Raw genomic sequence first — 24,220 nt, 5'->3', positions numbered from 1 at the left:
AAGGATGATGTATGCTTACCCCTGAACATGCTAACTGCCCGCGGGCAGGCTTTTTCCGCCGTTTAGGCGCTTGTATTTACGACCTATTATTGGCGGTTGCCGTGTATATGTTAGCTGGCGCAATCGGTTTTGGTATATTCACAGCACTGGTTAACCTGGGGCTAATTAGCATGGGGGCGCATCAACATGTGGCAGATCTGTTGAATCAGACACCGCTATACCACAGCCTTTATCAAGGCTATTTAGCCCTGATTATTGCCATGTTTTATAGCTTGTTTTGGAGTAAAGGTGGCCAAACCCTCGGCATGCGGGCTTGGCGGATCAAGGTACAACATCCTAATGGTCAAACCTTAAGTTTTATTACCGCCTTTGCCCGAGTCGTATGGTCGTTATTAGGCCTAGGAAATTTACGCATACTACTCAGCGCCGATAAGCAGGCGTTGCAAGATAAGATGACCCGCTCGGAAGTGGTGGTGTTATCGAAAGAAGCCAATCAAATGCGCAATTGGCATGGTGCCTAATATCACTAGGGTCAAGCGAGTACGCTTGACCCTAATGCCATTAACGTCTGATAAAATAGAAAGCAATGCCGGTAAATAGCACACTCGGAGCGATGGCGCCTAAAGCCGCCGGCAAGTTATACACTAAACTCATTGGCCCAAAGATTTCATTGCTGATATAAAAACTGAACCCAGCCACCACCCCCAGCAATACCCGAGCGCCCATGGTCACTGTCCGTAATGGGCCAAACACAAACGACAACGCCACTAACATCATCACGGCTATCGTCACCGGCTGCATCACTTTACGCCATAAAGCCAATTCATAACGGCTGGAGTCTTGATGGTTGATCTTAAGGTAATCGAGATAATCCACCAGCCCAGAAATCGATAATGCTTCGGGTTTGACCGACACCACACTGAGCTTGTCAGGGGTTAAGGTGGATTGCCACACCTTGGTCGCCAATTTAGATTGGCCAATGTTGGCATCTGACACTTGGGTTTCGTTGACTTTAGCCATAGTCCAATGCCCCTCAGTAAACACCGCTTGCTCAGCATGGATCACTTCAGTCAACTCTTGCTTGTCATCAAAGCGATACAAGGTGACATTGGCTAATTCATCTAACTGTTTAATCTCGCCAATATTGACAAAAAAGTCGCCATCTTTAGCCCAAATGCCGCGATGGGATTTAATTAAACTGCCCCCAGAAATTTGACTGGTTTTTAAATCATTGGCTTTTTGTTCAGCCACCGGTGCGACCCATTCACCCAGCGCCATGACTAAAATCATTAATGGCACGGCAGTTTTCATCGCCGACAAGGTAATTTGCAGCCGCGACAAGCCTGACGCTTGCATCACCACCAATTCAGAATTAGAGGCGAGCATTCCCATACCGATCAATGCGCCGAGCAGCACTGCCATCGGGAAAAACATTTCAATGTCGCTCGGGACCATAAACAACACGTACACACCGGCATCCATCATGGTGTAGGCACCTTTGCCGACATTGCGCAGTTGATCGACCCACTTGATAATGCCCGACAGACCGGTTAGCACCAGCAAACATAGCGCCGATGTACTCAATATCACCCTGGCAATATAGAGATCCAGAATCTTCATGAGGCCACCTTGTTACGCTTCAAAATATTGATCAATTTAATCCCGGTGCTGCGTTCTTTACCGAGCAAAAGCAAGCCCATCACCAATGCCGACAAGTGGATCCACCACATGCCTAACTCACTGGGAATGACCTCATCTTCTAATGCCTTTCGACCGGCGACCATTAAGCCAAAATAGCCTAAATACAATAAGATAGCAGGGAACATCTTGGCAAATTTCCCTTGACGAACATTGACCCGAGCCAACGGCACCGCGATCAGGGTCAACAGAGGAATAGAAATGGGAATCGCTAAACGCCAATTGAATTCAGCAATGGCATCTGGGGTATTTAATGCCAGCAGCTCAGAAACCGGCAAGGCCGACATTTTCCGGCGGCGCTGATCCACTTCTTGCTCCTTAATCTGCATGCCATAGCCACCAAAGTTAATGATTTGGTAGTCGGCAGCCGTGGCTGGAATTTGATAACGTACGCCGTGATCTAATTTCAATGTCTGGCTTCCAGAGGCTTCTTCAATCACCTTGCCACCGGCAGACACCACCAGATCCGTCAAGCCAGACTCATCTTTTGGATCTGGCATTTGCGCGACAAATACATTTTTCAAGCTATTGTCTTTGTTGATTTCTTCAACGAATAGAACCGCTCGACCATCGGGGCTGGTTTGGAACCGACCTTGAACCAAGGCGGCTAAGCCAGCTTCGGCCTGCGCTTGCTCCATCACTTGGTTTTGTTGCTCTTCTGCCCAAGGGTTGACGTATAAGGACAGGTAACCTGTGATCAGCATATTGGCAAAGACCAATAAGAGCGTCACGCGCGTCACATACCATTCACTGACCCCAACGCCATGAAATACCACCATCTCATTTTCTGCATACATGCGGCCATGGGCCAACAAAATGCCGAGAAACAAGCTTAAGGGCAGCAGCAACACCGCTAAATTGGGCAAATTTAAGGCAAGCAGAGTCATCACTAGAGATGCGGGGAATTCACCATCAGAGGCATCAGCCAGTACACGCACGAAATGTTGGCTAATAAAGATAGTCAAGAGGACAGACAGTACCGCAATTTGCGCCTTTAAAACTTCTCGAATCAGATATCTAAATACAATCACAGGCAGGATCCGGTGTTTAAACTTATCTTTTTACTGGTATCAGCTAAACTTTCATGTAAACTGTCTACTTTTGATAGTTTTCTGACCAGCATCAATGAAAATGAAGCGATATTTTTTGCTTCAATTAGCGCTAAAAATTAAGACGATATCTCGACTTGATACAAGCCTAGCAGCGTCTAGCAACAAACTCCATAGCCAACTTGGGCATGGTACTGTTGAGCAACATAAAACCGCTAGGTCAGTGATGTTATACTTGCACAATGCCAAGCAAACCACTTGCGCTTACTTTTGGGTGTAAAGTGGCATTATCCAATAAATATAAAAATTTGTCTTTAAGAATCTAGGAGTGCTCATGGAGTTTAGTGTAAAGAGCGGCAGCCCAGAAAAACAACGTTCAGCCTGTATCGTTGTTGGTGTTTATGAACCTCGCCGATTGTCGGGGATTGCAGAGCAGCTGGATAAAATTAGTGAAGGATACATTTCTAATCTGCTGCGTCGTGGCGATCTTGAAGGTAAGCCAGGCCAAATGTTATTGCTGCATCATGTGCCTAATGTCCTCAGTGAGCGAGTCTTGCTGGTCGGCTGCGGTAAAGAGCGTGAACTTGATGAACGCCAATACAAGCAAATTATCGCTAAAACTATCAACACCCTGAATGAAACCGGCTCAATGGAAGCCGTGTGTTTCTTGACCGAATTACATGTCAAAGGGCGTGATACCTATTGGAAGGTTCGCCAAGCGGTTGAAACCACCAATAACAGCCTTTATACCTTTGACGCCTTAAAAACTCGTAAAGGCGAACATCGCCGCCCACTGCGCAAGTTAGTGTTCAATGTGCCAACCCGTCGCGAATTAACCGTGGGTGAGCGCGCCATTGATCATGGCAATGCCGTGTCGGCCGGTATGCATTTATGCCGTGATGTTGCCAATATGCCGCCGAATATTTGCAACCCTGCCTATTTAGCTTCTCAAGCACGTCAAATGGCTGAGTTGTACCCGCAATTGGCCGTGACCACTGTCGGTGAAGAGCAAATGGCGGATTTAGGCATGAATTCCTACTTGGCCGTGGGCCGTGGTAGCGCCAATGAATCCATTATGACCGTCATGGAATATCGCGGAGCAACCAATGCCACCGATAAGCCAATTGTGCTGATCGGTAAAGGCTTAACCTTCGACTCTGGTGGTATTTCTCTCAAGCCTGGTGAGGCGATGGACGAGATGAAATATGACATGGGTGGCGCCGCCGGTGTGATTGGTACCATGAAGGCCATTTGTGAGCTTAATCTGTCTATTAATGTCATCGCCATTTTGGCGGGTTGTGAAAATATGCCTGCGGGTAACGCGTATCGCCCAGGTGACATTTTAACGACCATGTCAGGTCAAACCGTTGAAGTATTAAATACCGATGCTGAAGGCCGTTTGGTGCTGTGTGATGTTTTAACCTATGTTGAGCGCTTCGACCCTGAGGTTGTGATTGATACTGCCACCTTAACAGGGGCATGTGTGATTGCCTTAGGCAAGCATGCGTCGGGATTGTTCTCAGGTCATAATCCATTGGCTCACGAACTGCTAAATGCCGGCGAGCAAAGTGGTGACCGCGCCTGGCGCATGCCATTATGGGATGAATATCAAGACATGCTCGAAAGCCCATTTGCCGATATGACTAACCTCGGTGGTCGCCCAGCGGGTTCGATTACCGCAGCCTGTTTCTTATCTCGGTTTGCGAAGAAATACCATTGGGCACATATTGACGTTGCCGGGACAGCCTGGAACAGTGGAGCCAATAAAGGCTCAACCGGTCGCCCAGTGCCTATCCTGACCCAATTCGTGCTCAATCGTGCGGGTGTGGCTAACGACGAATAAGCCCTAAGCACAATAAAAGCGAAGCGTAAGCTTCGCTTTTTTTTATCTAAATGACGACTTCCCCCGCGCGATTGCAGCTCGCGCCATCCCCTTAATGTTTGTTAATTAACCTTGAACTTGCGGCAACATTCAAGCAACATAAAGACTCATTGTTGCTGGCTGTTGGAGTCATTGCTACTTTTGAAATGCAATCGCTCAGCAGTAATCAATGTAAAAAGCCTATTAATCATGCTGTTAATTCTTTACTCGCTCGCTTCAACCTCAGTGGTAAGCAGTTAATAATTGAGGACGCTCCATTTTGTTATCTATGTCCAAGCTAAGTTTACTGCTGATATTGATTATCAGCGGACTCCTCAGCGGCTGCCAGCCAAGCGCCACCGCCGCCATAGATAACGTCAACTTTGATGCGTCACCCGGCGAGAGTCGTCGCTATCAGGTCTATAGTGCCATGAGTGAGCAGTTGGATAGCATAGATCAAGTCCCAAGCGCTTTATCGCGAGGTCGAGCCCTCGTTGAATATCGAGTCGCTAGCCGAGATGAGCTCACCCTCAATTTTGAGGTGACACCTTTGATGCTGGAATATACCTCCGATCATTTGCAGGCGAGCATCAGCACACGCTCGCCGCATCAAGATACCTTTAAGCTTGCGAATTTCTTCCGCCAAGGGTTTCAGTTCAGCATTAATCTCAGCGATAGTGAATTAGTGAGTGTTAGCAGCAACACCCTGCCCCAACAACATCCGCGTATCAATGCCGACATCCTCACCGCTCAAGCCAAGAACATGATCCTGATCCCACCGACCGTAGTGAATGCGCACATGCCGCTGGCATTACCGCCTGAAGCTAATCGTCATGCTTGGCCCCAAGCTAACATCAAACTTATCGCGCAAACCGATGATGAACTGACATGGTCTTATGAGATCACTACCGACCGCCAAGACTACCCCAATCTCTATGCCGAGTATCGGGTCGATAGGCACAGTGGTTGGCTCAATGCCATGGTGATGATTACCCGCACGCAGCTATCGCCGTTGGACAACAGTGTGATAATAGGCCGTTTCGCCATGCTGCCTGAGACCAGCCAAGATGGCAGCTACTTTTGGGAAAGTAGCGCAGGCCACTTGCTTGAATCCAGTCCATTAGATTTGCCGCTACCCACCATAACACCAACACCAGTGACCCCGTCATCGCCTGCACTCGTGACTACCTATGGTATTTTCCACCCTTCAAAACAAGACGCTGAGCTAGAATTAACTCTCTTTGGCGGTTTTCAGGATAATTTTTCCCCGCTAACTCTCCGTATCAAGCAGTTAACAGCCCAGCTTGTTTCAGGGGAAGAGCAACAACTTAACTACACTCACCAGCTGTTCGACACTCGCGTCAATGCCGAGTTTGCCAGACACAGTTTAACAGCAAGCCTCGAGCACCCCGCTCCCGCCATGACCGCCTTAGACGCCACGCTTGAATTCACCCCCTACCAAACCACCTCAGTAGCTAAGCCCATCTCGGAGTGGCTCAAGCATGGGGTAAGCCAAGATGGCATCGAAATCAGCGTCAGCGTGCTTGATGCCAAGCAACACAGCTACGCCATCAATATAAGTCACGATCCACATACCAAGGTGCGGCTCGATCTCTCCGAGCTTCAAGGCCAGTTTCGCATCAAACCTATTCCACTCACTGATATACCTCAATGGCTATCAGACAGCGATGCCATTGGCATTGATTTTATTAGGTATTTAGGTTGGATACGTAATCGCATCGAGCTCAACTTGACCGAAACCCCAGCGCAGCTGACCATGAACTTACTCAGCCCTGATGTCGCTCAAACCGATACAGCAACCATTCGTTTTGTCACCGAGCAAGAGTATGTCGCTAAGCTAACCCCCCCCCCCCTAACGATTGATATTGTCGACTATGCCACCCGCGCTGATAGCTCGTTCTTTGCCAATCCACCGTCACAGACACCACCAGCAACTCTCGATGAGCTCAGCCCTTACTCTGCTAGCGGCCATGATCTTAGTCTGTGGCTGAGCCCAATGATGGCTCAGGTATGTCGCGTTGAAATAAACCAAGGCTTTACCGAAGCAGGTAATCCGGTCGTATTTGCCGAGAACCAATCCGAGCTTGTGGCCCAAGATGTACGTTGGGATTTAATGACTGACGATGGCATTAGGCGTTTTTTTTACGATAAGTCGGTGACATTCACTATCCATTGCCAAGGAACGACCGACATCATCCATCGCCAACTTGCTGCCAATGACACCCCTTGGTTAATTGACGTTAGTCCTTGGTTAACCGCCGAACGGCTCCATGCTGACGCCCGTCAATTTATCAATGCTATCAAGGTGCTTGATCAGCATGGCAATCAGTTAGCCATCAGAGGACCGCAGCAAGAGGCTGATTTCACCCCGAGCCCTTTGTCCCGCTTTCTTGTCGACGGCAAATACCTTAGTGTCAGTGGTTTCGCCGCCGCGGTGCAATACACCGACATTAAAGGCGAGCCCATAAGTCGCGAATTTTCCTTTGACTTTAAGCCATTACCTTATGGAACGACCCCATGAATAGGCGCCAAAATGTACTACGAATCTGGCTACTCATAGGCCTATCAAGCATCTTAGTCTCGGCGTTAGCGGCGGAGAACCTTGATAAAAATCAACATGAGAAGATTTTCTTAGATCAAGAGTGGCGACTACAACCCAGTGAGCAAGGCTCACCATATTATCTTAAGCAAACTGTTGATATAAAAGATAATACTTTCCCGCTCACGCTCTTTTATCAAGACGCTGACACCGTATTCTTTGAAGGTATGGCGCGAGGTGATTCCTTTGAAAATAGAACCCTCGTCGGCGATTACCGTTTTTTTTATGCCAATGGCAAGGTGTGGGAACAAGGCCATCGCAATGCCGAGGGCCAGCGCCATGGCGCCATCACCATTTACCGTGAAGATGGCAGCCTTGAATGTGAATGTCATTATCAACAAGGTCAATGGCATGGCCAGCAGACAACCTATTATGCCAATGGCAACATTGAGGTCATTAGCCAGTTTCAAGCGGGCCAACAACAGGGAGTAGAAGAGCGCTACCATGATAATGGTCAACTCATGACAAGGACCTACCACAGTGGCAGCGGCTCAAACCAAGTATTTACTGACGATGGCCAACTGCAGCATGAATCGCAAGTGATTGATGGCAAGCTTAACGGTGATAAAAAAACCTGGATAAATGGCCAACTTAGTAGCCATTTTCAATATAAAGATGACAAAAAACATGGCGAATTTTGGCTTTACGATACCACCGGAGCGCTGCAAGAACATGGCCAGTATCATCACAATATTCCGCAGGGTACCCATACAAAATACAGCCGTGCCAGCAAGAAAACCACCGTCAGCGAGTATGATCCTCAAGGTCGACTGATCCGATTAGAAGTCACCAATGCCAACAACCAACGCTTACGCTACGAAACAACCCGCTATCAAGGCCAAGACAAAACCCATTACGAGCAAAGCCACTATGTCGATGGCGTCCTCGACAATTATCGACGCGAAAATTTTGTTAGCGGTTACCGCTTAGTTGAAACCTATCTGAATGGCGAAATCATCAGCCGCTATCAATATCAAGACAATCAACGCCATGGTCAGCAACTGATCCGCTCATTCTCTGAGTACCTCAATCGCTATGAGATGATCACCACGCAGATGAAACACGGAAAGAAACATGGCACTTATCAACATATTGATGATAGCGGCATGGTGTGGTCACAAGGTCAATATCGCGACAATATTGCCGTGGGCACTTGGAAGAGACAAGATGAAGACCAAACCGTGACCCTGAGTCACTACAATCAGCAAGGCCAAAAACATGGCTTACAGCAGCAAATCACCGCCGAGGGCGTAATTGTTCAGCAGGAGTATTATCACAATAATGAGCCCAGCGGCGAATGGATCCATCGCGACCCCCAGGCTAACGTCGTGCTCAAAGGCCGATACGTCAATGGCCAGCGTCATGGCCACTGGATTGAAAATACCTTTTTTTGGGATGACTCCGTGTGATCAGGCCAATATCACGCTGGGCTCAAGACTGGCCAATGGCAATCTACCTCACCGCAAGGCTACCTCTTGGGCCAAGTCACCTTTAATTCACAGGGAGAGTTCGACGGTAAGTTCTACGAGTTTTACCTCGATGGTTCCTTAAAAAGCATCAAGTTTTATAGCAAGGGTCAACAACTCAACACAGAATATTACGCCGACGGCATTTCTTACTCACTGGAATAACACACTTAATCAGAGACATCAATCATGACGCACCAAGACATCTGCTTTCCCTATAAACCTAAAATCTGGTTAGGCTTAGTTATTATGCCGATAGGCATCTTCTTGAGCTATCTACTTGCCTTAAGCGCATATCAACGTGATCGCGGCTTAATCCTTTTCGATCTCATCCACTTATCCCCAGCTCAAGCCTCCATTTTCTTGTGGTGCCTCGGTGTTATCAGCCTGCTATTTGCGCTACTTGGCGGTGTTATCTTTATGGCGAGTCTCGCACGAAAGCGGGTGCTGGTGTTGTCAGCGCAAGGCCTACAAAGCCCTAAGTCGGGGATCAGTCGGAAAATCATCACCCTCGATTGGCAACAGATTGAGGCCATCAGCAGCCAAACTGTCGGCAGTCAGGTATTCTTTCATCTCCATCATGGCGACGGCAAACTCACCTTGGTCTCGAGCCTATTTGCTAATCAAGCCGCGTTTGAGCATGCGATTACCTTAGTGTTGGAGCGATTAGAATTACTCACCTTAGAAGAGGCGATATAAATGCCATCTAAATGGGGCCGATGACACTATGGGAGCTAATGGCAATTGCCAATGTCTCTCAATAGGTGTTTTTCATTCTATACTCAATGAAGAAGGACTGAGGCGGCTGAAAGTGCATGCGTTACCAATGCTCAAGTATCGCTGAGCAAATGTCAGCCTACTATCAATAGCGAACGGGCGATGATATGGATATCAAACACACTGCATTAATCTTAATTGGTTATCAAAATGACTATTTTGCCAAAGACGGCATTCTGCATGGAGCCTTGGAGAACTCAGAACAAGTGGGAGTTATTTTAGATAACTCGCTACAACTGATCTCACGTTTACTCACCACCGAGGCCCTAATTGCATCAACTCCGATCATTTTCACCGCCGACTACTCCGAACTCGATGAGCCCATTGGCATACTAAAAATCATTAAAGACAATGGCGCCTTTAAAGCTGGCTCCTCTGGCGCGCAAACCATCCCGGAATTAACACCGATGGCAAGTAAGATCATCACCTTGCCCGGTAAACGAGGACTGAGCTGCTTTTCCAATACCGATCTCCACCAACTATTACAATCCCATGGGATCAAAGAGGTGATCATTGCCGGAGCGGTGACCTCGTTATGTATTGATACAGCGGGTAGAGAAGCGGCTGACCTTGGCTATAAAGTCACTATTTTGTCCGATTGCACTGTCGGTCGAACCCGCTTTGAACAAAACTATTATATGACTGAAATTATGCCATTTTATGCCAAGATTATGTCCGCTAAAGATGTGACCCAAGCCTTAGGGGTATAGATGGCGAAGCCTGTGGATCAACAAGGCGCGAATGAGCGCTTATCGCAGGTACAAAATAAGCTCATAGAGCACCTGCAAGCCTCTGAAAAGCGCTACCAAGATTTGGTAGGGCATTTGCGCGATGTCGTGTTTCATCTGGACTTATCTTTGCAATGGCGCTTCATTAATCCCGCGTGGGAAGTCATGACCGGTTATTCCCTGACTGAATCGCTAGGGCGCCATTTCACTGAACACTTATCCCCATTAGATATAGATGAATGTACTCAAGGATTTGCGGCATTACTTAATCAGGACAGCACAGAGTTTAATCGCCACATTCAATTTACTACGGTCAATAAACAGCAACGGATATTTGATCTTTCCTGCCGGCCCGTCAAAGATGAGACGGGGAAATTTGCGGGTTTTACCGGCATTTTGACCGATATTACCGATAGGGTTAATGCTGAAAAACAAATCCTCTTTAACGCCAATCACGATTTTCTCACCGGTGTGGCCAATCGCCGCTTATTGATGGAACATTTAACCCATGAATTTAGCCAATCACGTCCCTCTGCTTGCGCCCTGCTTTACATCGATTTAGATAACTTCAAACAAGTTAATGATCAATTTGGCCATGCCATTGGTGACCAATTATTGTGTCAGGTGAGCCAGAGCTTATCTGAGTTTGTGCAGTCTTCTACCGACTTAGTCGCGCGCATGGGAGGAGATGAGTTTATTGTATTTCTGGCAGACTTAGGCGCCCAAGGCGTCATGGACCATATCACTCAAGTGACCGAAGCCATTCACAAGCAACTAAGCCAACCCATTCAATTGCAGCATTTGACGCTGCAAATTACCTGTAGCATTGGCGTGGTCATCATAGAGCAGGACCAAATGAGCCAGAGTGACATTTTAATTTACGCCGACGCCGCCTTGTACCATGCCAAAAACACCGGTAAAAATCAGGTGCGCTTTTATGATGAACAACTCAAACGCAGCGAGGCCATGCGCCATCAATTAGCCATTGAGTTAGAGCGAGCGATAACGCAGCAAGAGTTTATTCTGTATTTTCAGCCTCAAGTCAATTTAGAAGAGCCAAAAATAACTAAGGCCGAAGTGCTAATTCGCTGGCAGCACCCCACGCAAGGAATAACCTGTCCATGTCGCTTTATCCCACAATTAGAAGAATCTGGACAAATTGTCATTGTCGGCAATTGGGTGTTTGAGCAAAGTTGCCGCCAATTACACGCATGGCATCAAGCGGGATATCATCCCTTGTGCTTATCCATTAATGTGAGCGCTAATCAATTTAATCACCCTGACTTTATAGCATTTGTCGAACAATGCCTGCAACGCTTCCAAGTGCCAGCGCACAACATCGAACTGGAATTGACTGAAAGCGTGGCCATCAATGATATTGACGCCACCATAATTAAAATGAATCAACTCTGCCGATTAGGCATCCGTATTGCACTCGATGATTTTGGCACAGGTTTTTCCTCACTGTCTTATCTTAAAAACTTGCCGATTAGCACCTTAAAACTTGATCAATCGTTTGTACAAGGGTTACCTGATGATAATTATGATGCGGCTATCGTCGAAACCACCATGGTGATGGCACATCACCTTGGTCTGACCGTGGTCGCTGAAGGCGTTGAAACGCCAGTGCAACGGGACTTTCTCAAGCAACATCATTGCCACCTCTACCAAGGCTTTCTGTATTATCCCGCCTTAGATGCTAACGGCTTTACCCAATTACTCGCAGCGCAAACCAGCCACCATACTGACGCAGAACTCGTACGCCTTAACATCAGTCAGGACGCCATCGCCAAATAACGCGGGGTATATTGCTCGGCCAGCGCGGGATAATGACAGGACAATTTCAAACAAGGCCCAAAAGGTGTAGAATCTCGCGTTTATAGACACGATATAGAGGCGAGCACAGCAATGAGTCAGGCTATTTTCTATCTCCTGCCCAATGAAGCTAAAGGCTCGGCGAGTGAGCGACGTGATGGTATCGCCTGTCAACTGGCTAATCATTATTATCAAGCTGGGCAGACACTGTATATTCATTGCCAAGATCAGGCGCAAGCCTTCCATATCGATGAGATCCTCTGGCAGTTTGAACCCGACGCATTTGTGCCGCATAACCTCAAAGGTGAAGGCCCGCAAACTGGCGCACCCGTTGAAATTGGCTTTGACAGATTAGGCCCCAATAAAAGTCGCCATCTTCTGATTAATCTTGCAGACCAATGCCCCTCATTTGCGGTAAACTTTAGCCAGATTATCGATTTTGTTGCCAGTGATAACGCAATGAAGGCCATCGCTCGTGAACGCTATAAGCAATATCGCCAGCTTGGTATCGCACTTGACACTCAAGACCTAGCAACGCAACCACTTGATTTAGATTGAGAATATATACTTCCCATGGAAAAGACATACAACCCGCAGTCCATTGAACAGGCGCTCTACCAAAACTGGGAAGAGCAAGGTTACTTCAAGCCTCACGGCGATGAGTCCCAAGGCAATTATTGCATCATGATCCCGCCACCGAATGTGACGGGCAGTTTGCACATGGGTCACGCCTTCCAAGACACCATTATGGATACTTTGATCCGTTATGAGCGCATGAAAGGTAAGAATACCTTATGGCAAGTTGGTACCGACCATGCGGGGATTGCCACCCAAATGTTGGTTGAGCGCAAACTTGAAGCTGAAGAAGGCAAAAACCGTCATGACTTAGGTCGAGAGGCCTTCATGGACAAGGTGTGGGAATGGAAAGCCCAGTCAGGTGGCACCATCACCAAACAGCTGCGCCGCATGGGTGCCTCGGTCGATTGGGATCGTGAGCGCTTTACCATGGATGAAGGCTTATCCAAAGCGGTTCAAGAAGTCTTCGTGCGCTTATACGAAGATGACTTAATCTATCGCGGCAAGCGCTTGGTGAACTGGGATCCTAAGTTACACACCGCGATCTCCGATCTCGAAGTGGAAAATAAAGAAAAACAAGGGCACATGTGGCACTTGCGCTACCCGCTGGCCGATGGCGCATTAACCGCTGATGGTAAAGACTATTTAGAAGTTGCCACCACCCGTCCAGAAACCATGCTCGGTGATAGCGCAGTAGCAGTACACCCAGATGACGAGCGTTATCAGGCATTAGTCGGTAAGTTTATTTTACTGCCAATCGTGAACCGTTTAATCCCGATCGTGGCTGACGATTATGTCGACATGGAGTTTGGTACCGGTTGCGTTAAGATCACCCCAGCCCATGACTTTAACGATTATGAAGTCGGTAAACGTCATCAACTGCCAATGTTCAACGTACTGACTTTAGATGCTGCCATTCGTGCAACGGCTGAAGTAGTCAACACTGACGGTACCCTCAATAAAGATTTGGATGTGAGCTTACCCGCTCGCTTTGCCGGCCTTGATCGCTTTAAAGCCCGCGATGCTATCGTGGCTGAATTTGACAGCTTAGGCCTGCTGGAGAAAATTGCTCCTCATGGTTTAAAAGTGCCTTATGGCGATCGCTCTGGTGTCGTGATTGAACCTATGCTTACCGACCAGTGGTATGTGGCTGTTGCCCCCATGGCTAAAACCGCCATCGAAGCGGTTGAAAATGGCGATATCAAATTTGTACCACAGCAATATGAGAATATGTATTTCTCGTGGATGCGTGATATTCAAGATTGGTGTATCTCACGTCAATTATGGTGGGGACACCGCATCCCAGCTTGGTATGATGACGCAGGTAAAGTCTATGTTGGACGGACTGAAGCGGAAGTTCGCGCCAAGCATGAGCTCGCTGACTCAGTTAACTTACGCCAAGATGATGACGTTCTGGATACCTGGTTCTCATCAGCGTTATGGACCTTCTCTACCTTAGGTTGGCCTGACAATCTGGAAGACTTAAAAACCTTCCACCCCACCGACGTACTGGTCACCGGATTTGACATCATTTTCTTCTGGGTAGCGCGGATGATTATGATGACCATGCACTTCATTAAAGATGAAGATGGTAAGCCGCAAGTTCCGTTTAAGACAGTGTATGTAACTGGACTTATTCGTGATGAAGCCGGTAACAAGATGTCAAAATCGAAAGGCAACGTCCTTGACCCATTAGATATGATTGACGGTATCGATCTTGAGTCTTTAGTTGCAAAGCGCACTGGCAACATGATGCAGCCACAGCTGGCTGCCAAGATTGAAAAAAGTACTCGCAAAGAGTTTAGCGAAGGCATTGAAGCCCACGGCACAGATGCGCTGCGCTTTACCTTAGCGGCGATGGCATCGACCGGTCGTGATATTAACTGGGACATGAAGCGTTTAGACGGTTACCGCAGCTTCTGTAACAAGTTATGGAACGCCTCTCGCTTTGTGTTAATGAATACTGAAGATCAAGATTGTGGTCAGCAAGGCGGCGACATGACCTTGTCACTGGCCGATCGCTGGATCATCGGTTTGTTTAATCAAACGGTGAAAACCTTCGACGACCATATGGCAGCGTATCGCTTCGATTTAGCAGCAAATACCCTATATGAGTTCACTTGGAACCAATTCTGCGACTGGTATTTAGAATTAACTAAGCCGGTACTGCAACATGGTAGCGCAGCTGAGCAACGTGGTACGCGCCACACCTTAGTAACCGTACTTGAGCAAATGCAGCGCCTGATGCACCCGATCATGCCATACATCACTGAAACCATTTGGCACCGAGTGAAACCATTAGCCGGTGTCAGCGGTGAGACCTTAATGCTGATGCCTTTCCCGCAATATCAGCCTGAGCAAGTCGATGCTGTTGCCATGGCCGATTTAGAGTGGGTGAAGCAAATGATTATTGCGGTACGTAATATTCGCGCCGAACTCAATATCGCGCCATCTAAGCCATTAAACGCCTTGCTGCGGTCAGTGAGTGCGCAAGATGAAGCCCGTATTAAGAACAATCACACCTTCTTAACGTCACTGGCGCGCCTAGAATCAATGACGATTTTGCACGCCGACGATAGTGCGCCGATGTCAACCACTCAGTTGGTGGGTGAGATGGAGCTGTTGATCCCGATGGCTGGCCTTATCGACGTTGCCGCCGAAATGGCGCGTATCGATAAGCAAATCGATAAGCTAACCCAAGAGGCCCAGCGCATCGAAGGTAAGCTAAGCAATCAAGGCTTTGTGGCGAAAGCCCCGGCGATGGTGATTGAAAAAGAACGCGCTAAGCAAACTGAGTTAAATCGCGATATTGATAAACTCAAAGAGCAGCAACGCCAGCTCAGCTTGATCTAGGTCACGAATACATCACAAAAAGGCTGTCATAGACAGCCTTTTTTATTGGTTGAAATAGTTAAAAACACCACAATTTACCAATATCTAGCACATAATATCAACTTTTGGCAAAATGCTGGTTTTAATTTAAGCATTTGCTTGTCTTCCCCCCTACTTTTAGGATGACATAACTCACAAAAACAGGCAGCATAAGTGAGTGTTTACCCCCACTTTATTTATTATTGAGACCAAGCATCATGATCAGCGCAGAACATTCCGCATCATCCCATTCATTACCGAGAATTGTTATCGTCGGTGGTGGAGCCGGCGGCTTAGAACTAGCCAGCGCCTTAGGCCATAAATTAGGAAAAAAAGGCAAGGCAGAAATTGTGCTGATCGATAAAAGCCGAAGCCACATTTGGAAACCCTTATTACACGAAGTGGCCACGGGTTCATTAGATGCCGATCTCGATGGGGTCATTTACTCGGTCCATGCGATGCAACATGGCTATCGTTTTGAGCTGGGGGAAATGATCGGACTGGATTGCCAAGCCCAACACATCAGCTTAGCCGCCAAATGGGATCAAGAAGGTAAGTTGCTCAGCACTGAACGTCAGCTGGGCTATGATCAGCTGGTACTGGCGGTAGGCAGTGTCAGTAATGATTTCAACACCAAAGGCGTGAAAGAGCATTGTTACTTCCTCGACTCCCACACTCAAGCGCAGCGTTTCCATCACGCGTTGTTAGATAACTTTACTCGCGTTCACCAAAACCCAAATGTCGATTGCTTAGATATCGCCATTGTCGGTGGCGGGGCCACTGGCGTCGAGTTATCTGCTGAACTGTATCATGTAGCACAATTGATTAAGTCCTATGGCTTAGCTCAAATGACCCCCGCTAAACTCAAGATCCAATTGATAGAAGCCGGCCCACGAATTCTACCTGCCCTGCCCGAGCGCATCTCGGCGTCTGCACGCAAGGAACTGTCATTACTCGGGGTCGAGGTCATGGAAAATGTCCGCATTAATGAAGCCACCAGCGAAGGCTTTATGACCAGTGACGGTCAACTCATTGCGGCGCAAATGATGGTATGGGCCGCTGGGGTGAAGGCGCCTGATTTTATTCGTAACATTGAAGGGCTGGCACTGACCCGCAACAACCAAGTCTTGGTTGAGCCGACCCTGCACGCCAAAGGCCAAGCCAACTTGTTTGTGATTGGTGATTGCTGCGCTTGTGGACAGGCCGACGGCAGCTTTGTACCGCCACGCGCTCAATCGGCACATCAGATGGCAAGCTGCGTTTTTAAAAACATCATGAATCGTCGTAACGGCAAACCAGAAATCGAATATCACTATGTAGATCATGGTTCACTGGTCAATCTATCCCGCTTCAGCACTGTTGGCAGCTTGATGGGTAACTTAAATAAAAACAGCATGTTTGTGGAAGGAAAAATTGCCAGACTAGTGTATTTATCGCTCTATCGCATGCATCAGTATGCCATCCACGGCGCCAGACGCATGATGGCATTATGGTTAGCAGAAAAATTAATGCGCGCGGTGCGCCCCAAAATGAAACTGCATTAATCCCCCATCTAAATTTCAACTGCGACTTTCATTAACCGCCAATGAAAGTCGCCTAAACGCCCTCCGTAATCCCTATTCTTTGGCTACACTGTGCTGACTCAACCAACGTCAGGAGCCAAGATGAAAGCCATGATACTTGCTGTTCCCTTGCTACTACTGAGCGCCTGCGCTCACGACGCTAACCAAGCCAGTGATTATAAAAATATGTTTGATTACGGCAAAGACATGGGCTGTAAATCGGCATTAACTGGCTCAGGCACCCCCAGACAAGCGCTTCGTCAAGCGCCACGCCTTACAGGCTCGGATGAAGACTTTACCCAAGGTTGGAAACAAGGTTATTTGAAATGCATTATCGGCCTTGGGCCGGTGCAAATCCCGCCGAAGGAGCCTGTGTCGCACTAGCCGCGCCCCCCCTTTGCCTGCACACAATATGATTGACGTTAACTCGCATATTTGAAAATAAAAACTAAACTTACTCAGCTTAATAACGGAGGTGTTATGAACAAAATATTATCAATCGGCTGCGCGTTGGCACTCGTGAGTGCGACGAGCGCATCAGCCTTAACACTTGAGAGCCCTCAAGTCACCAATGATAAGACCTTTAATAACCAGCAGATTTTTAATCAATGGGGTTGCACTGGTGATAATGTATCGCCTGAACTCAAATGGAGCGATGTGCCCGAAGGCACCAAAAGTTTTGCGGTTACCTTATATGATCCTGACGCCCCTACCGGCAGCGGTTGGTGGCATTGGGTAACAATTAATATCCCAGCCGACGCCACCGGATTAGACTTAGGTGCCGGTGCGAAGGGCGGAGACAAACTGCCAAAAGGCGCCAGTATGCTGCGCAACGATTTTGGCTTTATGGGATACGGCGGAGCTTGCCCCCCTCCCATGGCTAAACCCCATAATTATCACATCACGGTTTATGCCCTTGATGTCGATAATCTTGGCGTCCCAGCCGATGCATCACCGGCATTAGCTGGCTATTATATTTTGCAACATGATTTAGCCAAGGCCGTGATTACTGCGCCCACCAATGCGCGTTAAATAACCCGATATTGGGGTCTGTGCTGGGCCCCAACCTCTCAACTCATCTCACACATCCACCACAAAACCCCATAGCGATCACACTATCGCGCTCTCATAAATAAATGTTTATCGACTTAGTTCACAACTCGGGCTATTTTCACAATAGTTACTTTCCCGTAAGAATTTCCACATTTGCACAAAAACGATCACCAACAACCAACCTTGCTCCATCATAGAAGAACAAAACATCACATAGTCACTCAAGATTACTCAACGTTAAGTGATCTGTTAGAGCCCTAGCCGTAGAAAGTTGTCACGGACATAATTGCATGAACAAACATTTTGAACTTATCGATAAACCCACTTTTTTTGGCGCACTGATCTTATTGTTTTCAGTGATCACCCCGTTACTTATCTTTCCTGCCGAAGGCGCTGAATGGATTGCCATCGCCAAAACCTTTATGACAGATAAGCTAGGTTTCGCTTATTTGGCTCTGGGGTTAAGTGCATTCTTCTTCATGATTTACATCGTATTTTCCGATATCGGTCAAATTAAATTGGGCGATCCTGATGAAGAACCAGAATTTAAATTAGCCTCTTGGGCCGCGATGTTATTTTGCGGCGGCATTGGTGCCAGTATTTTGTACTGGGGCACCATCGAGTGGGCGTATTACTATCAAAATCCCCCGTTCCAGTTAGAGCCTGGGAGTGAAGAGGCCGTACGCTGGGCAGCGACCTATGGCTTGTTCCACTGGGGTCCAATTGCGTGGTGTATTTACTTAATTCCGGCCATTCCTATTGCCTATTTTTACTATGTCCGCAAACAACCCGTCCTTAAGGTGTCAGCCGCGTTAATGCCTGTCATTGGCGAAGCTCACAGTCATGGTAAAATTGGTAAGCTGGTCGATATTTTATTTATTTTCGGCCTCTTAGGCGGCGCAGCAACGACTCTGGGCTTAGCAGCGCCTTTAATTAATGAAGGGATCAGCTACCTATTTGGGATCCCATCCACCAATGCCAGTCAAATTGGCGTGCTGATGCTATGTACTGCCTTATTTGCATATTCTTCCTACAAAGGCATGGACGGTGGCATTAAGGTGCTGAGTAATATTAACTTTTGGGGCGCATTAGCCTTATTACTCTTTATTTTGGTGTGTGGGCCAACCATCTTTATGTTAGAAACTGGGCTAGATTCTATCGGCCGTATGTTGTCTAACTTCTTTGTCATGGCAACTTGGGCTGAACCCTTCGGCGGCATGGGCACTTTTGCCGATACCCACTTCCCGCAAGATTGGACCATTTTCTATTGGGCTTGGTGGTTAGTCTTTGCTCCGAGCATGGGATTATTTGTGGCCCGTATCTCGCGCGGCCGCACCATTAAGCAAATGGTCTCTGGCGCCATCTTCTTCGGCTCGCTCGGTTGCGCCATGTACTTTATGATTCTAGGGAATTACGGCTTATCCCTGCAGTTATCGGGGCAACTCGATGTCGTCGGCATACTCAATAGTGACGGGCCAACCCGCGCGATTTTCGCCATTTTAGAACAATTACCCCTAAGCACTGTAGTCATCGCCGTCTTCACGATTTTATGTATCATATTTACGGCCACCACCTTTGACTCCATTTCATTTATTTTAGCCTCGGTGGTGCAAACCAATGTCACGGAAGATCCGCTGCGTTGGAACCGTTTGTTCTGGGCCTTTACCCTGTCATTTATGCCATCGGTACTGATGTTTATGGGCGGTTTAGCCACCCTACAAACCGCGGCTATCGTTGGTGGGTTACCTTTGCTTGTCATCGCTGTCATGTTAATGATTTCTGGCGTCAAAGCGGCCATGCTCGATTTGAGTCATCAAGAAGGCTATGTCGATCCTGTGATTAACATCTCCGATCTGCCGGAAGTTGATCCTTGGAGCAAAGAAGGCCAAGCCTTAGCCAAGTTCGAGCAACTGCGAGACATCGCCATGGATGCCGCCAATGCAGAGCGCGAAGCCTTAGAGGCCATCTGGCAATTAAAGAAACAGCTTCGTCGTGAAGCCTTGGCCCGCGGTGAATCCAGCCTCGACTTGGGAGATGCACCGGATGAAATCATCACGGAACTGCAGCGCCTAACCGATGTCGCCATGAAAGCCAAAGAAAGTAAACTCGAGGCATCAGAGCAAGCACAAGCGGCACGGATACTCTTTAATGATGGCATGAAGATGAAAGCGGAAGAAGAACAACTCGCGGCTCAAGAAGAAGCCAAAGCCGCCATTCAATCACGATTGAATAACCCGAACTAATCGGCGTTATTTTGCAACCACTCGGGATGCAACCTTGCGTTGCATCCCGACTAAGATGTCGTCAGTTAGACTTGATATGTCGCCACCATGGTATTTAATTGCACCGACAAACTCGCCAGCACCTTACTGTTATCACTGACTTGGTGCGCTGTCGCAACCGAACTTGCCACATCACGATGCAGATTAGTGACATTAGTATTAATCTCTTCTGCCACTAAACTTTGCTCTTCAGCCGCCGTGGCGATTTGCGCATTCATATCGTTAATATGGGTGATAGCTGCCGCGATTTGCATTAAGGATTCTCCCACCGATTTCGCCGCAACCACCGACCGCTCTGCCAACACATGACTTCCACCTATCACTTCAACTGCTTGCGCAGCCCCAGTTTGCAAGCGGCTGATCATTTGCTGAATCTCCTCAGTAGCATCTTGAGTACGCGCCGCGAGGGTACGCACCTCATCGGCAACCACAGCAAAGCCACGCCCTTGGGCACCGGCTCGGGCAGCCTCAATGGCAGCATTTAATGCCAACAAGTTAGTTTGTGAGGCAATACCTTGAATAACTTCTAAAATCTTGTGGATCTGGCGGCTATCATCATCGACCAAGGCGACCACATCTGCCGCTTTGGATATTTCCGCGGCTAACGCATCAATGCCAGCAATGCTCTCGCTCACCACTTGTTGACCTTGCTGCGCTAAGCCGTCTGACACATGCGCCGAGGACGATGCCTCAGCGGCATTACGAGCCACTTCACTCACTGTGGCTGTCATTTCATTCATGGCGGTGGCCACCATATCGAGTTCTCGCTTTTGGCCCTCGATACTGCCGAGCATACTTTCGCAAGCTTGGCGCGTTTCACTGCCCGATTGTTGCAACTTGCCAGCGGCAAGACTCACTTGTTGCAAGCTTTGCTGAAATGTCTGCAGTAACCGGTTAAAGGTGGTGGCGAGTGAACTTAACTCATCATGGCCGACCACCTCGACATGCTGGGTAAGATCTAAGTTTGACGTCACCTGACTCATGGTTTGTTCGAGGGTTTTGAGTGGCTGTAAAATCGAGCGAAACACCAAAAATAGCATCAAGCTAACCAAAGAAAATACCAACACTAATAAGCTAACCGCGCGGGTTTGAGTTGCATTAATCGCCGCATTGGCGCGCTGTTGAACTTGAGTTCTAACCTGAGCTTCATACTCCACCAGCTCAGAAAAGCTTGCACGTGCCTTTTGTGCAAACGGGGTGGCACCCGTACGATATTCTTTCCATGCGTTCACCAAATCGAAGGTGCGCCGCGGCGAATCGGCAAGCGCGGCCATCCGCTGCCAACCATCCTGTAAAAACGCATCGGTATCGGCTTCAGCCACTTGCACGAGTTGGCGCAAACGTTGAGCCTCCTGCGGCATCGACAGCTTATTAACCCCCTGATTAAGTTCGATAAAATGCGCATCAATGGCGTTGATATAGCGCTCAACCCTATCGATGTTTTGTTGATAATCATCCCCGAGCATAATCGAGCGGTTTAGGCGGGATACGTAATTCATATCGCGACTAATCTTTAGTACCGCCACTTCAGTCAAGACCGAGCCTTGTTCATATTCTTCAAAATGGGCTTCAACTTGCGCTAAATCCCACATCAACACCCCCGTTATCGCTATGCCAGAACACACCACAAAACCCGATAAAAATACCAGCCGGGCTTTAATTGACCACTGAGTTAACCACTGCATGCTATATCCTTACAACACTGAGACAAAGAGCCCCTACTTTAACGAAAAAGTGACTCAACACTTTGGAGTCCCTCAGACTCTTGATTTTTTATTTATAAAAAACACTAAAAACCCGTATTGAGGTTAATCGCAAGCAAACGGGTAGTTCAACACTGGCTCCACAATACGCCAAATCAATTAACATTCCAATATAACCTTATGATAAATAAATCTTATTATTAAACTCACGCTTTGGTGCTGCGCCGTACAGAGTGACGGAGTGGCCGCTAACAAGCCACTTTGTAACCCAGCAAAAACAAGGTAGAGTGATAGGTTTTACGAAAAGACACAATCCTGATAACCACAACAAAAGGGATAACAAGGTGCAACCTTCATCGGACAATGATTTAAGAGAAGTTAAACAACTTGGCATGTGGGCTTCCATCGCCAGTCTAAGCTATGTATTTTGGCTAGTTGGCGGCATGGAAATGGTAGAGCGCATTGCCTATTATGGCGTCAAAGCCAGTGCCGGTTTATACGCCAAAGCGCCGCAATCAGAGGGGGGACTCGGCATCAGCCTCAGCGATTACGGCATTATTATTTCAACCTGGGCCATTTTGCAGACTTTTATTCCGGTATTCACCGGAGGGATCTCCGATAGAGTCGGCTATAAACAAACCATTTTTGCTTCAACTCTGATTAAAATTGCCGGGTATTTGTGCATGGCATTCTTTCCCAGTTTTTGGGGATTTATGGCCGGAGCCATGTTACTCGCGGCGGGAACCGGTATATTTAAACCCGGCATTCAAGGAACCTTAGTGCTTGCCACCCGTAGAAATAATTCATCAATGGCGTGGGGTATTTTCTATCAAATCGTCAATATCGGGGGCTTTTTAGGACCGTTAGTGGCCGTACACATGCGTCAGTTATCTTGGGATAATGTGTTTTATGCGTGTGCCGCCATTATTTCGCTTAACTTCATCCTGTTGCTGACCTACAAAGAACCGGGCAAAGAGGCAAGACTCGAGCGTAATGCCAAGATTAAGTCCGGCGAAGTGGCCCAAGAAGCTCTATGGAAAGACGCTTGGCACGAGCTTAAAAAGCCCATCGTCATTTACTATATGCTGGTGTTTTCAGGCTTCTGGTTTTTATTTAATGCCTTATTTGATGTTTTGCCCATTCATATCTCTGAGTGGGTCAACACCAGTGTGATTGTCACTAGCCTATTTGGGCCTGAAGGCACTCAAAATGGCACCCTACAGTTTTGGCTCGGCTTAAATAACGAAGGCACCCGAGTCATGCCAGAAGGCATGCTTAACTTAAATGCTGGCCTGATTATGACCTCGTGTTTTTTAATCGCAGGCTTAACGGCAAAATACCGCATTACCACCGCCATGCTGGCAGGCTGTTTACTCAGTATTTTGGCCTTTATCCTCATTGGCTACACCAATGCGGCTTGGATGATTGTTTTAGCGATTGCCATGTTTTCTGTCAGTGAAATGATGATTTCACCTAAAAAGAACGAGTTTATGGGTAATATTGCTCCAGAAGGCAAAAAAGCCATGTATTTAGGCTTTGTGATGTTACCGCAAGGGATCGGCTGGGGACTCGAAGGTTACTTTGGACCTCGCCTTTATGAGCATTATGCTTCCAAGGAAATCTTCTCACGCCAACAACTCATTCAGGATGGCATGCCGGCGGCGGAAGTTGCCGCGATCCCACAAGGTGAAGCCTTTAGCACGTTAGTCAGTTTCACTGGTGAATCGGCCGATGCGCTCACCCAACAACTGTATCTTGCCCATAATATCGGCATGGCCTGGTATATCATTGCCGCCATCGGCTCCATCTCAGCCATTGGGATCTATATTTACGGAAAATGGTTATACACACTGCAACGTCAACAAGCTGTCACTGCATAATCTTCCGCTATTTAGCATGGTCAAGTGGTGAAACTTGGCTATGCTTACTTCATGCCATGCTCAATCGATAATTTCGATGGCAATGACACTTAACTGTCATTAACGGGTCTATCGACCGTCGACATGATTGACTCACCGCTTGATCTGCAAGGACCGCAAATGAATTGGTTAAATGTGATCTCACTCACCTTTTTGCTCACTTCATTAATCTTTAATTGATATAAATAAAATGCATGTTTAGCATTACCACTAAACACACATTAACAATAAAGGTTTAGG

At 47.6% G+C, this 24,220-nt stretch carries 18 protein-coding genes; 15 read left to right on the top strand and 3 right to left on the bottom strand.

What is annotated here, in order from left to right:
• The first annotated feature begins 11 nt into the window (after positions 1-11).
• Positions 12-521, top strand: a complete 510-nt coding sequence (locus KU855_RS02175) for an RDD family protein (RefSeq protein WP_218528714.1) — start codon at positions 12-14, stop codon at positions 519-521.
• A 40-nt stretch (positions 522-561) separates the two neighbouring features.
• On the opposite strand, the gene lptG is transcribed toward KU855_RS02175, so the two are convergent.
• Together lptG and lptF are read right to left on the bottom strand one after the other, a co-directional pair.
• Complete coding sequence (gene lptG, locus KU855_RS02170; protein ID WP_218528713.1) at positions 562-1,620, bottom strand: LPS export ABC transporter permease LptG; 1,059 nt, start codon at positions 1,618-1,620, stop codon at positions 562-564.
• Positions 1,617-2,729, bottom strand: a complete 1,113-nt coding sequence (lptF, locus tag KU855_RS02165; protein WP_218528712.1) for an LPS export ABC transporter permease LptF — start codon at positions 2,727-2,729, stop codon at positions 1,617-1,619. The genes lptG and lptF overlap by 4 nt, the downstream gene beginning before the upstream one ends.
• A 352-nt stretch (positions 2,730-3,081) precedes the next feature.
• Between lptF and pepA the strand changes: the two genes are divergently transcribed.
• The 13 genes from pepA (at position 3,082) to KU855_RS02100 (ending at position 20,319) form a co-directional block, all read left to right on the top strand.
• Positions 3,082-4,590 (top strand): leucyl aminopeptidase, encoded by a 1,509-nt coding sequence (gene pepA / locus KU855_RS02160; RefSeq protein WP_218528711.1) that lies wholly within the window; start codon positions 3,082-3,084, stop codon positions 4,588-4,590.
• Positions 4,591-4,888: 298 nt separating this feature from the next.
• Positions 4,889-7,150, top strand: coding sequence for a hypothetical protein (locus KU855_RS02155; protein WP_218528710.1), 2,262 nt, complete (start codon positions 4,889-4,891; stop codon positions 7,148-7,150).
• A complete protein-coding gene (locus KU855_RS02150) occupies positions 7,147-8,637 on the top strand; it encodes a toxin-antitoxin system YwqK family antitoxin (RefSeq protein WP_218528709.1) in 1,491 nt (496 codons plus the stop codon). Before KU855_RS02155 ends, KU855_RS02150 begins: the two co-directional genes overlap by 4 nt.
• A gap of 66 nt (positions 8,638-8,703) precedes the next feature.
• The gene (locus KU855_RS02145; protein WP_218528708.1) at positions 8,704-8,859 is read left to right on the top strand and encodes a hypothetical protein; all 156 of its coding nucleotides are present in this window, start codon (positions 8,704-8,706) and stop codon (positions 8,857-8,859) included.
• A 24-nt stretch (positions 8,860-8,883) separates the two neighbouring features.
• A complete protein-coding gene (locus KU855_RS02140) occupies positions 8,884-9,393 on the top strand; it encodes a hypothetical protein (protein WP_218528707.1) in 510 nt (169 codons plus the stop codon).
• Between the two features lie 185 nt (positions 9,394-9,578).
• Positions 9,579-10,181, top strand: a complete 603-nt coding sequence (locus tag KU855_RS02135; protein ID WP_218528706.1) for a cysteine hydrolase family protein — start codon at positions 9,579-9,581, stop codon at positions 10,179-10,181.
• Positions 10,182-11,996: a bifunctional diguanylate cyclase/phosphodiesterase gene (locus KU855_RS02130; protein WP_218528705.1), complete on the top strand. Its 1,815-nt coding sequence runs from the start codon at positions 10,182-10,184 to the stop codon at positions 11,994-11,996.
• Positions 11,997-12,107: 111 nt separating this feature from the next.
• Positions 12,108-12,572 carry a DNA polymerase III subunit chi gene (locus KU855_RS02125; protein ID WP_218528704.1) on the top strand — a complete coding sequence of 155 codons (465 nt, stop codon included), beginning with the start codon at positions 12,108-12,110 and terminating at the stop codon, positions 12,570-12,572.
• A 15-nt stretch (positions 12,573-12,587) separates the two neighbouring features.
• Positions 12,588-15,443 carry a valine--tRNA ligase gene (locus tag KU855_RS02120; RefSeq protein ID WP_218528703.1) on the top strand — a complete coding sequence of 952 codons (2,856 nt, stop codon included), beginning with the start codon at positions 12,588-12,590 and terminating at the stop codon, positions 15,441-15,443.
• Positions 15,444-15,679: 236 nt separating this feature from the next.
• Entirely contained in the window at positions 15,680-17,005 is a 1,326-nt protein-coding gene (locus tag KU855_RS02115; protein WP_218528702.1) for an NAD(P)/FAD-dependent oxidoreductase, read from the top strand.
• A gap of 120 nt (positions 17,006-17,125) precedes the next feature.
• The gene (locus tag KU855_RS02110; protein WP_218528701.1) at positions 17,126-17,407 is read left to right on the top strand and encodes a hypothetical protein; all 282 of its coding nucleotides are present in this window, start codon (positions 17,126-17,128) and stop codon (positions 17,405-17,407) included.
• A gap of 96 nt (positions 17,408-17,503) precedes the next feature.
• Positions 17,504-18,055, top strand: a complete 552-nt coding sequence (locus tag KU855_RS02105) for a YbhB/YbcL family Raf kinase inhibitor-like protein (RefSeq protein WP_218528700.1) — start codon at positions 17,504-17,506, stop codon at positions 18,053-18,055.
• Positions 18,056-18,366: 311 nt separating this feature from the next.
• A complete protein-coding gene (locus tag KU855_RS02100) occupies positions 18,367-20,319 on the top strand; it encodes a BCCT family transporter (RefSeq protein ID WP_218528699.1) in 1,953 nt (650 codons plus the stop codon).
• 65 nt (positions 20,320-20,384) lie between these two features.
• Here the strand turns inward: KU855_RS02100 and KU855_RS02095 are convergent, their stop codons facing one another.
• The gene (locus tag KU855_RS02095; RefSeq protein WP_218528698.1) at positions 20,385-22,043 is read right to left on the bottom strand and encodes a methyl-accepting chemotaxis protein; all 1,659 of its coding nucleotides are present in this window, start codon (positions 22,041-22,043) and stop codon (positions 20,385-20,387) included.
• Positions 22,044-22,453: 410 nt separating this feature from the next.
• On the opposite strand from KU855_RS02095, the gene KU855_RS02090 reads away from it, so the two are divergent.
• Entirely contained in the window at positions 22,454-23,941 is a 1,488-nt protein-coding gene (locus KU855_RS02090) for an MFS transporter (protein ID WP_218528772.1), read from the top strand.
• The last annotated feature ends 279 nt before the right edge of the window (positions 23,942-24,220 follow it).

This window comes from Shewanella sp. NIFS-20-20 (assembly GCF_019209865.1).
In the GTDB taxonomy this organism is placed as follows: domain Bacteria; phylum Pseudomonadota; class Gammaproteobacteria; order Enterobacterales; family Shewanellaceae; genus Shewanella.
Note: the sequence above shows the minus strand (reverse complement) of the source record. Positions and strands in the feature narration are given on the sequence as shown.